The organism is Nitrospirota bacterium (genome assembly GCA_016180645.1).
In the GTDB taxonomy this organism is placed as follows: domain Bacteria; phylum JACPQY01; class JACPQY01; order JACPQY01; family JACPQY01; genus JACPAV01.
On sequence record JACPAV010000043.1, the window covers coordinates 1 to 13,836 of the forward strand.

Genomic DNA, 13,836 nt, shown 5'->3' on the forward strand with positions numbered 1-13,836 from the left:
CGGCGTGCCTCCGTCCGTCACGGTCGAGCAGAACGGCGGACAAGCCGATCCCGCGAACACGCTCCCCGTCGTGTTCGACGTGACCTTCAGCGAATCGGTCACCGGCTTCGATCAGACCGATCTCACCTGGTCCGGCACCGCAACGGGCATCACCGCATCTGTGTCCGGTTCCGGAGCCACCTACACGATCAATGTGACCGCCGTGACCGGCAACGGCACCCTGATCCCGGATATCGGCGTGGGCCTCGCTCTCGACGCCGCGGGCAACGGCAACACCGCCTCCAGCAGCACCGACAACACGGTCACGTATGACAACGTGGCCCCATCAGCCCCTGTCGTGGGCAGCTTGACCGTCACGATGAACGCCCCCGGCACAAACGACACCCTGTCCGGGGTAGCCGCAGCCTTTGAGGCTGCGTCCACCGTCAAAGTTTACTCCGACGCCCTCTTGACGACTCTTATTGGCTCCGGACCGGCGGCCGGCGACGGGAGCCTGGCGCCTATTTCAATCGGAGACAACCAGGCGGACGGCTCCGATCAAATCTACGTCACCGCCACCGACGCCGCGGGCAATCAGAGCACGTCCACGATCAAGATCAACGACGTGACCGCCCCGGCGGCGCCCACCGGCCTTACGCTCACGCAAAACGCTTCACCCACCGCCGACCAACTCTCCGGTGCGATCGGTGCCGTCGAAGCGAGCGCCACCGTCAAGGTTTACTCGGACGTGGGTCTCACCACGCTCGTCAGTTCGTCCGCGGCCATCGCCGACGGTTCGTTTGCGGCCTTCAACGTCGGCGATAACGCCGCCGCGACCCTCTACGTCACGGCCACCGATGCCGGGGGCAACCCATCGACCTCCACGAGCGTGGCGAACGACATCACCGCTCCGGCCGCACCCGTCCTGGGCAACCTCACGCTCACGCAGAATGCCCCCGGCGTCCAGGACCAACTCTCCGGCGCGATCGGCGCGGTTGAAGCCTCCGCGACGATCAAAGTTTACTCGGATGTGGGCCTCACGACTTTGGTCAGTTCGACTACCGCCATCGCCGACGGCTCATTCGCGGCTTTCAACGTCGGCGATAACGTCGCCGCGACCCTCTACGTCACCGCCGTCGACGCGGCCGGCAACCAGTCGGCTTCAACGAGCGTGGCCAACGACATCACGGCACCCGCCGCCCCGGTCCTGGGCAACCTCACGCTCACGCAGAACGCCCCCGGCGTACAGGATCAACTCTCCGGCGCCATCGGCGCGGTTGAAGCATCGGCGACGGTCAAAGTTTACTCCGACGTTGGCTTAACCACGCTGGTCAGTTCGACTACCGCCATCGCGGACGGCTCATTCGCCGCGTTCAATGTGGGGGATAATGCCGCTTCAACACTATACGTAACTGCAACAGATGCGGCAGGCAACCAGAGCGCGTCCACCAGCGTCGCCAACGACATCACGGCGCCCGCCGCCCCCGTCGGCGCAAATCTTACCGTCACGATGAACGCCTCTCCCACGGCTGACCAGTTATCCGGGGCCGTCGGCGCGGTTGAAGGCTCCGCCACGGTAAAGGTTTATCAGGACGCTCTCCTCACCTCCCAGACCGGCACAACCACCGCGGCAGCGGATGGAAGTTTCATTGCTTTCGGTATTGGTAACAACCTGGCGACGGCATCCGACCAGATCTACGTCACCGCCACCGACGCCACGGGTAACGTGAGCACAGCCACAATCATGACGAACGACGTAACCGCCCCCGCGGCGCCCACCGGCCTCACGCTCACACAGAACGCCTCCCCCACGGCCGATCAACTCTCCGGCACCATCGGCGCGGTCGAAGCATCGGCCACGGTCAAGGTCTACTCGGATGTGGGTCTCACCACGCTCGTCAGCTCGACCGCCGCCATCGCCGATGGCTCGTTTGCCGCCTTCAACGTGGGCGACAACGCTGCCGCCACCCTTTACGTCACCGCGACCGACGCGGCGGGCAACGCGAGCACGGCCACCAGCGTGGCGAACGATATCACCGCTCCGGCCGCACCCGTCCTGGGCAATCTGACGCTTACGCAGAACGCACCCGGCACGGCGGACCAACTCTCCGGCGCGATCGGCGCGGTCGAAGCCTCCGCCACGGTCCAAGTTTACTCCGACGTGGGCCTGACAACGCTCGTCAGTTCCACCGCCGCGATTGCCGATGGCTCGTTTGCCGCCTTCAACGTGGGCGACAACGCTGCCGCCACCCTTTACGTCACCTCCGTTGATGCCGCGGGCAACCGGAGCAGCGACACCAGTCTGCCTAACGACATCGCCGCCCCCACGGACATGACGGCGAATTTCCAGTTCACGAACGCCTACAGCACCACCGGAAACAGCATCGACGTGTCCTGGACGGCCTTTTCGGACAACGTGGCCATCACCAATCACCGCCTGTTCACCTACACGGACGGCGCATGCACCACCGGCGCCGAGGTGCAGGCTTATGACGCGGCGGGCAACTCGACCACCAGCGCCTGTTCCTCCGATTCCATCATTGTCGACGCCGCCGCCCCCGCCGCTCCGGTCGCCGGAAGCCTCACCGTCGCGATGAATGGCCCCGGCGTGCAGGACCAACTTTCCGGTTCCGTGGGCGCCGTTGAAGCGAGCGCCACCGTTAAAGTCTACTCCGACGGCCTCCTCACAACTCTGATCGGTTCCGGCAGCGCCATCGCGGACGGCTCCTTTGTCGCCTTCAACATCGGCGATAATCAGTCAGATGGGTCGGATCTGATCTACGTCGTCGCCGTGGACGCCGCAACCAACCAGAGCGCCGTCACCAGCAAAACAAACGACAAAACCCCGCCGACGTTCGCCGGCGCCGTGGTCGCCACAACAATTTCTACAACCGCCATCGATGTAATGTGGAATGCCGGTTCCGACGCCGTCACCGCCACGGGCAACCTCGTCTACGACATCTGCCAGTCCACAACTCCGGGAGGTTGCGCCACATTCACACCGACCTACACCAGCGCCGCCGGCGTCTCATTCCACAACGTCACCGGCTTGACCGCGGGCACCCGCTACTACTTCGTCGCCCGCGCCAAAGATCAGGCCGGCAACGCCGATACCAACAGCGTCGAAAAATCCGCCACCACCCAGTCCACCGGCATCATCCAGGCCGTTTCTGCCGGAGGCGGGACGCTGGGAGGCCACACCTGCTCGCTCATGAGCGATGGCACCGTTAGGTGCTGGGGAGACAACGATTATGGTCAGATTGGAGACGGTACCACCGCCGATACATCCTCACCTGTATCGGTTTCGGGTCTCACCCAGGGTGCGACGGTCTCCATCAGCGGTGGAAGCACGCATACTTGCGCTCTCGCCTTTGACGGCACAGCGAAGTGTTGGGGGCGCAACTTCAACGCCCAACTCGGGGATGGCACCTCAACAGACAGGCCGACTCCCGTGGCAGTCTCCACGCTGACCAGCGCGGTGATGATTGCGGCCGGCCAAGGCCACACGTGCGCGGTGCTCTCGGATGGATCGGCTCGATGCTGGGGCGCGAACAATTATGGCCAGGTCGGAGATGGAACTCTTTCGACCAGAACTACCCCCGTGGTGGTCACATCTCTAACAAACGCGGTTTCCATATCGCCAGCCATCCTATCCTATTCTTGTGCCGTCATCTCAGACGGGACGGTCAAGTGCTGGGGGTATAACGGGAGCGGGCAACTGGGGGATGGGACGAATTCGGATAAATACACTCCCGTGGCGGTGAGCACCCTCACCGGCGCGGTTTCGGTCACAACCGCCAGCGGTGCTGGTGGGGGGTCGTCATGCGCTCTTCTCTCCGACGGCATGGTTCGGTGCTGGGGATATAACTACCACGGTCAACTCGGAGACGGAACAACGGTGAACACAACCACCCCGGTTGCCGTCAGTTCTCTCACCGGCGCGGTGGCCATCAATGGAGGCGAATACTACATATGCGCCCTCACGTCTGACGGGACGGTCAGGTGCTGGGGGTACAATGGTTACGGCCAACTCGGGGATGGGACGACAACAAACAAGCCCACCCCGGTTGCCGTCAGTTCTCTCACCGGCGCGGTGGCAGTCAGCGCAGGCAACGGACAAACGTGTGCACTGCTTTCCGACGGGACGGTGAAATGCTGGGGCTTCGGTCAGTACGGTCAGCTTGGGGACGGAACCACCGCCAACCGCCTGACGCCCACCGCCGTCTCCATGCCCGCCGGCAACCTCGCCGTCATCTCCCCCAACCTCCACGAATCCACCGCCTCCGGCGCCCCCGCAAGACCGTTCCGGCAGGGCGTGGCGGGCGGCCAATACCATACCTGCTCGCTCGTTTCGGGCGGCACCATTCGGTGCTGGGGCCGAAATCTCAACGGTCAACTCGGCGAAGGTTCCACTACGGACAGCATTCTCCCGGTCGCGGTGTCGGCCCTTTCCTCGGCAGTCGATGTGGCTTCGGGCGAAGCTCACTCCTGCTCGCTCCTCTCCGACGGCACCGTGCGATGCTGGGGGTCGAACTCGGACGGCCAACTCGGCGACGGCTCCACCGCCCAAAACTCAGTGCCCGTCGCAGTCTCCGCCCTCTCAAGCGCTTTGGCCGTGGCGGCAGGGCAGGCGCACTCTTGCGCCCTGATTTCGGACGGCACCGCAAAGTGCTGGGGTGATAATGTAGTCGGTCAACTGGGCAACGGGACCTCAGTCGATTCCCTGTTCCCCGTGGTCGTCTCCGGATTGACCTCCGCCGTGGGCATTGAAACAGGCGACTCCCATACGTGCGCGGTTTCGTCGGATGGAATCGCCCGCTGCTGGGGATGGAATAATTTCGGCCAACTCGGCGATGGCACCACGGCGGATAAAATCTTCCCCACAATCGTGTCCGGCCTGACCAATGCCGCGTTGGTCTCAACCGGCTGGAACCACACCTGCGCGATGCTGACGAACGGGACGGTGAAGTGTTGGGGCAAGAACGCACAAGGCCAGTTGGGAGATGGAACCAGCACGGATAAGCTTATCCCGAACGCCATCCCCGGTCTGATCGGCGTTACCGGGGTCAGCGCCGGACAAGACCACACGTGCGTCCTGAAATCGGATGGCGCGGCACGCTGCTGGGGATACAACGCCAACGGCCAGTTGGGAGACGGCTCAACGATCACGAGGCTTTCGCCGGTCATCGTCACCGGGATCACATCGGCTGTCGCCATCGACGCCTCCAACAACCAGTATCACACCTGTGCGCTGATTGCGGACGGCAAGGTGAAATGCTGGGGGTACAATATCTACGGGCAGCTCGGCAACGGGAACACGACGGATTCGCCCATCCCCGTCCTCGTCGATCTGAAACTCAACACCGCCGCACCCACGCCGCCCACGCTCACCTCCACCTCGCCGGCTTCGCCCTCGAACGCAACGACCACGCCCTTCATCATCGGCACAGCCCCCTCGGGCACAACCGTGAAATTGTACACGAACGGGACCTGCGCCTCCGCCATCGCCGCCTCCGGACCGGCCTCCAACTTTGCCTCACCGGGCCTCTCCGTCACCGTCACAGCCAACACAAGCACCACGTACTGGGCTACGGCCACGGATGGGGAGGGCAGGGTATCTACGTGCTCATCCGGCAGCATCACGTACACGCACGACAACATCGCGCCCACCGATAACACCGCCAACCTCCAGTTCACGGCTGCGGTCAGCAACACCGGCAACAATCTCGCCGTCACGTGGACGGCGTTCTCGGACACCAACCTTTCGGATCACAGGCTCGCGACCTACACGGACAGCGCCTGCACCGCGGGGTTTGTTGACCACGGCTTCACCGGCTCCACCACCAACAGCGACAGCGTCATCATCGGTCCCCTGGCGAACGGTACCTACTGGGGCAAGGTGATAGCCTTTGATTCGGCCGGCAACTCGACTTCGAGCGCCTGCTCCACCGATTCAATCATCGTGGATGCGACCCCTCCGACTTTCTCCGGCATTGGAGGGACGACCGCCGTGTCGTCCACTCAAATCGACCTCTCCTGGACCGCCGCGTCGGACACGATCACCGCCCAGGCGAACATCGTCTACGACATTTGCCAGACAACAACCTCCGGCGGCTGCTCGGCCTTCACCGCCACCTACATCTCGACCCCCGGCGCCGTGTCTTATAGCGTCACGGGCCTCACCACCGGCACGCGCTACTACTTCGTGGTGAGATCCCGCGACGAAGCCGGCAACTCCGACACCAACACCGTCGAAAAATCCGCCCTCACGTGGTCCACCACCGGCGTCGCCCAAGCCGTCACCACCCACCTCGGCAACCACACCTGTAGCCTGTCCGCCTCAGGCGGAGTGAAATGCTGGGGGTTCAATGGCTTCGGTCAGCTTGGGGACGGAACCACCGTCGATAAGACCACTCCGCTCACCGTGAGCTCCTTGTCGAACGGTATCGCCGTCGCGGGGGGCTACTCACACACCTGTTCCCTTCTTTCCGACGGCACGGTGAAATGCTGGGGGCGCAATTTCTACGGCCAGCTTGGGGATGGGACGACGGCGGACAAATCGACCCCCGTGGCCGTGAGCAGCCTGTCTGGCGGTGTGGCCGTCGCGGCGGGCGCCCAGTCTCACACCTGTTCCCTTCTTTCCGACGGCACGGTGAAATGCTGGGGGCGCAATAACTACGGCCAGCTTGGGGACGGGACGACGGCGGATAAATTGACGCCGGTGACAGTTTCGAACCTGTCGAACGCCGTCGCCGCGGCGGTAGGTAACTCTCACACCTGTTCCCTGCTTTCCGACGGCACGGTGAAATGCTGGGGGTACAATAACTATGGTCAGCTTGGGGATGGGACGACGGCGGACAAATCGATCCCTGTCGCTGTGTCCGCGCTGAGCGCGGCTGTAGCCGTCGCGGGGGGCTACTCACACACCTGTTCCCTTCTTTCCGACGGCACGGTGAAGTGCTGGGGGTACAATGCCAACGGTGGGCTTGGGGACGGGACGACGGCGAATAAATCGACCCCCGTCGCTGTGTCCGCGCTGAGCGCGGCTGTAGCCGTCGCGGGGGGCTCCTATCACACCTGTTCCCTTCTTTCCGACGGCACGGTCAAATGCTGGGGATTCAATACCTCCGGTCAGCTTGGGGATGGGACGACCGTGAATAAATCGACGCCCGTTTCCGTCACCTCTCTTTCCGGCGCGATCGCGGCCGCGGGAGGGTACGCTCACACCTGCTCACTTGTTTCGGACGGGACCGCAAAGTGCTGGGGCACCAACGGTTATGGCGAGCTTGGGGATGGGACGTCGGTGAACAAATCGACTCCCGTCGCCGTCAGTATGCCCGCCGGCCCGATGGGCGTCAAACTCCCCCGCCTCCACGAATCCACCGCCTCCGGCGCCTCCGCCCGCCCCTTCCGCGAAGGCATCTCTGCCCACCTCGGCAGTCACACCTGCGCACTCATTTCCGACGGTACGGTCAAGTGCTGGGGCTACAATGTTGATGGTCAGCTTGGTGATGGCACCACCACCAACCGGCTGACGCCTACTGCCGTGTCTTCACTTTCGAGCAGCTTGGCCGTCGCAGGCGGTGGCAACCATGCTTGTGCCCTCCTCTCAGACGGAACGGTCCAGTGCTGGGGGAAAAACCAATATGGTCAGCTCGGAGATGGAACGACCACGAACAGGACGACCCCCGTGGCCGTCTCGACGCTGAGCGCGGCGGTTGCCGTCGCGGGGGGCAGCAGCGGTCACACCTGTTCCCTTCTTTCCGACGGCACGGTCAAATGCTGGGGGCGCAATCTATATGGTCAACTTGGGGATGGGTACTCTACCGACCGCCAAACCCCTGTCACTGTGACTTCTCTTTCAGGTGGCTTGACCCTCGCAGGGGGTCTCGATCACACTTGCGCGCTTCTTTCAGACGGAACGGTCAAGTGTTGGGGGCGCAATCAAGTTTATCAACTTGGAGACGGCACCACCGCCAACCGCCTGACGCCCACTGCTGTATCTTCACTTTCGGGGGTCGTGGCCGTCGCGGCAGGGAGCCAGCACACTTGTTCTCTCCTCTCCGACGGCACGGCGAAATGCTGGGGATGGAACACCAATGGACAGCTTGGAGATGGAACCGCCACCAACCGTCCCACCCCAACTTCAGTTTCTTCGCTCTCCGGCGTCATCGCGATAGCAGGCGGAGGAAATGCCAGCTACAGCCATACGTGTGCGCTCAAGTCGGATGGCACGGGATGGTGTTGGGGATTCAATAACTTTGGCCAGCTTGGCGATGGAACAACCGCGAGTAAGACCACTCCGATTGCCGTGTCAACCCTTGCCGGTGGCGTGGTGCTCACCGTGGGATCTGGCAGCACCTGCGCTGTCCTCTCGGACGGTTCGGCAAGATGCTGGGGGGGTAATGGTCAAGGTCAACTCGGCGACGGCACCACCACCACCCGCACCACCCCGGTTCCCGTGACCAATCTTCCGTGATTCGTTGCCCGTGGCTCGTGATTCGTAGCGTCCGGTTTCATACCGGACGATCTTCCGCCCCGTGTAAAACGGGGCGCTACGAGTTCTTCTTGCGCGCCACCCACCACTCGCCACTGACCACGTCGCCCCCCACCCCCGTCCCCGTCATCAACCTGCCGTGAGGCATGAAGAGAATTGGGGTCAAGGCTTTACTTGCCATATCTAAATCCACCCCCGGGCCATGGGGTCAAGTCTTGAATTGGCATAGGTTGGCGATTTCGCCCACCAACGAAGTCTACACCCCGCCCCTGCCTTGATGGCCTGACCTTCCATGGTCATGCGTGGGCAGGGACGGCGCCATCCTTGGCCCCGCCGATTCCGTGGCGTTCAGCCACGGCGCTCAACCCCATTTACTTCCCATCCCCGCCCGCGTAGCATGTTCTTATGAGCAAGCCGATTCGTCCTGTTCGCATCACAACCGCGAACGGCAAGAAAACCGTACTCCACGCCGTGGTGGATACGGGTTCGTTTCACACGATCGTAAGAAGCGATGTGCTTCCAGCGGGGACGCCGATCCACCCCTCCGTGATCGCAAAACAACTCCGGACGGCAGGGAAAGGCGGAAAAGTACGCATCAGCGGAGGCACGTACCTGGTGCTCTTGCTTGAAGGCAAGCTGATTGACACCCACGCGCTCGTTTCGCCGGACCTCCATCAACCCATGATCATCGGAGCAGGAACCATGCAGATGTGGGATGTCAGTGTTCTCAACAAGAACGGAGATACACAGGTACGCGTCGGCCGCGACATGCGTGATCCTGAAATCACCGAAGTCGACTGACCGAATACGGACAGGAGACGCGGCGCGGGCGCGGAGCTACTCGACGCCGATGTGGCGGAGGGTGTTGATGTACCGGTGGATACCCTCGGCGATCCCTCGCGCCACCGCTTCCTGATACTTCTCATCCCGCAGTCGCTTGGCCTCAGTGGGGTTCGTGATGAAGGAGGCTTCGATCAGCACACTCGGCATGTTCGCCGTGAGCACAAAGAAAGGCGCGTGTTTGGCTCCAAGATCCTTGGCGTCCGGCGCAATCTTGCGGACGGACTTGATGATCGATTTCTGTACGAGGGGCGCGAGAAGCGATGACTCGTTGATGAGCTCCGTGCGCGCCAAGTCTCCGAGAATCACTTCCAGATCGCTCATCTTGTCCTCGCTCATCTGGTTTTCACGCGCGGCGACGATCCTCGACTCCTCATCACTGTATGTGAAGTTCAACGAGTAGGTGGCGATCCCCGACACGTGCCGTTGGGGATTCGCGTTCAAATGGATCGATACGAAAAGATCCCCTTTCAGGGCCTCTCCCTTGGCCGTCCGTTCTTCCAAAGGCAGGAATTCATCTTGGTCCCGGGTCAGAACGGCCTCCAATTTCAGATCTCGCTTGATCGCCTCCCGGAGCTTCCGGGCCAGAGCGAGCGCGACCGCCTTCTCCCTCAGCCCCTTGTGGCCGATGGCGCCGGGGTCCTTTCCACCGTGTCCGGCATCGATGACGATACGCCGGATTTTCAGTCCCGCGCTCTGGGCGATGGAAACGGAATCGGACGAGGGGTCTTTCACCGCGCGCGCCGGTTTTTCTGCGGGGGCCGATCCGTCCACGCCGTTGCGAAGGTCCATGACGATCCGATACGGGTCCGGCAGCGCGAACACATCGGCGCGCACGTGCCCCTTCAAATCCAGCACGATCCGGGCCGTGCGGTCATCAAACTGACTCATCCGAATGGTCGTGACGAGGCTGTCCTTCACGGGCATCGTCGTCCGCATCTGCGAGGGGATTTGAGTCTCCCGGATGTCGATGTAGATCCGGAGCGGCTTGGAGGCCGCGGGATCGGCGGCGAGTTCGTGAACCTCATATCGCGCCTCGGCCGACAGATCCAGCACCACTCGCGTGTAGTCGGGCTTCGCCCAGAATCGGACGTCCTCCACCGTGATCCGGCGGACCTCTTCAGCGCGGGCGGAAGAACCGACGGGACCCGTCACGCAGGGAAAATTCATCCCCAGGATCGTGCCGGCCAGGACGAGCCAGCGGATTCGTTTCGGTCGGGTGCTCATTCCGAGTCCCGCGACTGTTTCACGAGACGGGATAGAATTTCAAACGCTTCGAGCGGTGTGAGCTTCTCGATCTGCATCCTTTGCAGTTGAGTCCGAATCGCGTCCGGAGGGGAAGCGGGGGCCGAGGATCCGGAAAAGAGATCGAACTGGGGCTGCACCTCCTTCGAGCGTTGCTGCTCGTAGGCGAAGAGGAGCGTCTTGGCCCGGCTGATGACTTCCTCCGGAACTCCCGCGAGCCGCGCCACCTGAACCCCGTAGCTCTTGGATGTTCCGCCCTCCCGGACCTTGTGAAGAAAAATGATCCGGTTTCCCCACTCCTTGACGCTGACGTGGACATTCCGCGCTCCCTCCCGCTCCTCCCCCAGGCGCACCAGTTCGTGGTAGTGCGTGGCAAAAAGGGAGCGGGCCTTCACCCGGTCCAGGAGGTGCTCCGCCGTGGCCCACGCGATGGCAACCCCATCGTAGGTGCTCGTCCCGCGGCCGATTTCATCCACGAGAACCAAGCTCCGATCCGTGGCCTGGGTGAGAATCTCGGCGATTTCTTCCATCTCCACCATAAACGTCGAGCGACCACCGGCGAGATCGTCGCTCGCCCCGATGCGGGTGAAGACGCGATCGACAATCCCGATCGTGGCCTCCTGGGCCGGCACAAAGGAACCCATCTGGGCCATGATGACTTGGAGCGCCGTCTGCCGCATGAACGTGGACTTCCCCGCCATGTTCGGCCCGGTGATGATCAGCATGGCGGGCTGATCCCCTCCGAGGGCAAGATCATTTTCGATGAAAGGATCCTTCGTCAGGAGTTTCTCGATGACGGGGTGCCGCCCACTCACAATCTTCAGCACGGGTCGATCGGCCAGCTTCGGCCGGACGTACCGCCGCTCTTCCGCCAACTCAGCGAGACTCAGCAGCGCGTCCACGGTCGCGAGGATTTCGGCCATCGCCTTCAGCCGATGACCGTGCGCGGCGAGACCCGATCGCAGCTCGTCGAAAAGTTGCTGCTCCAGGGCGCGCGCCTTCTCTTCGGCCCCCAGGATCCGGTTTTCCATCTCCACCAATGATTCGATCTTGAATCGCTCGGCCCCGCCCAGCGTCTGTTTCCGCTGGTAGTCCGCCGGCACGCGGCCGAGATGCGACTTCGTCACTTCCAGCAGGTACCCAAACACTTGGTGATACTTGACCTTGAGTGTTGGGATCCCCGTTCGCACCCGCTCGGTGCGCTCCAATTCCAGGAGCCATTTCTGGCCGTTTTCGACGGCGGTTCGCAGTTCGTCCAAGGGAGCGTGGTATCCCGCCCGAAAGACACCGCCATCTTTCGCCAGGGAAGGGGGGTCATCCACGACGGCCCGATGGAGCAGCGCGGCCAGGTCGCGCCCCTCGTCCAGGCGTGCGGCAAGGTTGCGGATCAGGGGAGACGTCCACGAGTCGAGTTGACGCCGGACCTCGGGCAGGCGGTCGAGGGATTGGCGCAGGGCGACCATCTCCCTGGGAAGGCTCTGAGCGAGGGCGTTTCGGGCGTTCAGTCTCTCGAAGTCGCACAATTCGGACAGAAGGGATCGAATGTCCCGGCGTTCATCCTTTCGGCGAAGCCCCTCATCCACTGCGTCATAGCGGCTCTCGATGACGGCCACGTCGATCAACGGATACAGCAGCCATTCCATGAGTCGCCGTTTGCCCATGGGGGAGACCGTGCGATTCATGATGTCCCACAGAGTGTTCCGCGTCCCGCGATCTCGCAGGTTGGCCGTGAGCTCCAGGTTCCTGACGGTCGTGTCATCCAACCGGAGGAAGGCGGGCAGTGAATAGGGCTCGGGACTGCCGATGTGGGGCGGGATGGCGAAGTGATGCCGGCGGAGGTAGTGGAGGCACAGGCCCGCGGCACTTCTCTGAAGTGGACTGAGAGCGGAAGGTTCCCCGCCATCGAGATTCCTGGGATCGTCGTTTAATTCGATGAGCGCCAGGTTGCTGGGATGGGCGAGCCAGTCCCTCGATACTCTCCGGATTTCGTCGATCCAACCGGTTTCCGTTGAGTCTGTTTTTCGGACAATGACTTCCGGCGGTTTGGAACGGAGGATTTCAGACAGGACGTCGCGGAGGTTTCCGGTATCCGCGACCTTGAAATCGCCCGTTGTGAAATCCAGCTTGGCCAGGCCGAAGACCATCTTTCCCTTCTCGGTTTCGGCATGAACGGCGAATAGATACCGGTGCTCGCCCGATTCAAGGAGGCTCTCCTCGACCGAAAGCCCCGGCGTGAGGATGCGCACGGGCTCGCGCCTGAGAAGGGCGCGCCCGGATTTCGCCGTCGGCTGCTCCGTTTGTTCGCAGACGACCACCTTGTGGCCCTTGGAAAGAAGGCGGCTGATGTATTGGGAAGAGGAATGCCATGGAACACCGCAGAAGGGGACGTCTTCGTCCTTGTTCTTGGCTCGGCTCGTGAGTGCGATGCCCAGCTCTTTGGAAGCGAGCTGGGCATCCTCGAAAAACATCTCGTAGAAGTCGCCCATGCGGAAGAAGACGATGGCATCCTGATGGCGCTCCTTGATCTGGAGGTACTGTTGGATCATGGGGGTGACCCCACCGCCATCAGGAGATTTGAAATTTGAGATTTCAGATTTCAAATTGCGAAGGCCTAGGCGTGGCCGGAGCCGTTCGTGGGACTCGCGGAGGGCGGCGTCGAGCGTTCCCGCAGTGAAGGGAAGACCTCCATCCAGTCCTTGAGGATGGGCTCGATCTCATACTCCAAGAGATCCGCCATGTACACTGTGTCCATGTTCTTCTGGGCCTTCTCCAACTCCCGGATATGCTCGTAAAGGCGGTTCTGTTTCGCGGTCAGCGTTTCCCCCTGGAAGTATTCGTCATCGTAGTTCAACCGAAGGGCCACGCGCATGTTGGTCGAGAAGGAGACAAACCAGACCAGTCCATCGAGGCACTCCGCCAGGAGGCGATGGGCTGAAAGATCTTCGCCCGAACGATATTTTTCGACGCAAACCCGAATCCCCTCACGGAGGCGGTCGAGATAGTCGAAGGCCCTGTCCAGCGCACCGACGACGGCCTCGGAAAGCGGCTCGGTTCGAAATTCTATCGATCGGACGTCCGCTGCGGGCGTCCCGGCCAACCGGGATTGGTTCTGGTCGGTGAGGTCTTCGCCATTGACCAGGATTTTTGAAACGAGGCGGTTCTTGGGGACCATCCGCCGCACGACGTCCCCGACCAACTCGTCGAGGGTGTTGAAATTATCCGGCAGGATCGATTCCTGCCGGCCGTCGATCACGATTTCCACTTCCTTGGCCATG

General features: G+C 62.3%; 5 protein-coding genes. 2 read left to right on the forward strand and 3 right to left on the reverse strand.

Annotated elements, in window-relative coordinates; all coding sequences use genetic code 11:
* Positions 1-8,458: hypothetical protein (locus HYT87_18450; protein ID MBI2061726.1), on the forward strand; the 8,458-nt coding region annotated here is incomplete at its 5' end.
* A gap of 423 nt (positions 8,459-8,881) precedes the next feature.
* Positions 8,882-9,277 (forward strand): hypothetical protein, encoded by a 396-nt coding sequence (locus HYT87_18455; GenBank protein MBI2061727.1) that lies wholly within the window; start codon positions 8,882-8,884, stop codon positions 9,275-9,277.
* Between the two features lie 36 nt (positions 9,278-9,313).
* Here the strand turns inward: HYT87_18455 and HYT87_18460 are convergent, their stop codons facing one another.
* The 3 genes from HYT87_18460 to HYT87_18470 form a co-directional block, all read right to left on the reverse strand.
* Positions 9,314-10,543 carry an N-acetylmuramoyl-L-alanine amidase gene (locus HYT87_18460; protein ID MBI2061728.1) on the reverse strand — a complete coding sequence of 410 codons (1,230 nt, stop codon included), beginning with the start codon at positions 10,541-10,543 and terminating at the stop codon, positions 9,314-9,316.
* A complete protein-coding gene (mutS, locus tag HYT87_18465) occupies positions 10,540-13,107 on the reverse strand; it encodes a DNA mismatch repair protein MutS (protein ID MBI2061729.1) in 2,568 nt (855 codons plus the stop codon). Before mutS ends, HYT87_18460 begins: the two co-directional genes overlap by 4 nt.
* A gap of 65 nt (positions 13,108-13,172) precedes the next feature.
* Positions 13,173-13,835 (reverse strand): hypothetical protein, encoded by a 663-nt coding sequence (locus HYT87_18470; GenBank protein ID MBI2061730.1) that lies wholly within the window; start codon positions 13,833-13,835, stop codon positions 13,173-13,175.
* Position 13,836: the final 1 nt, after the last annotated feature.

Coding starts and splice junctions, on each gene's coding strand:
- HYT87_18470 (MBI2061730.1), bottom strand. CDS start 13,835: ATGGCCAAGGAAGTGGAAATCGTGATCGACGGCCGGCAGGAATCGATC.
- HYT87_18455 (MBI2061727.1), top strand. CDS start 8,882: ATGAGCAAGCCGATTCGTCCTGTTCGCATCACAACCGCGAACGGCAAG.
- mutS (MBI2061729.1), bottom strand. CDS start 13,107: ATGATCCAACAGTACCTCCAGATCAAGGAGCGCCATCAGGATGCCATC.
- HYT87_18460 (MBI2061728.1), bottom strand. CDS start 10,543: ATGAGCACCCGACCGAAACGAATCCGCTGGCTCGTCCTGGCCGGCACG.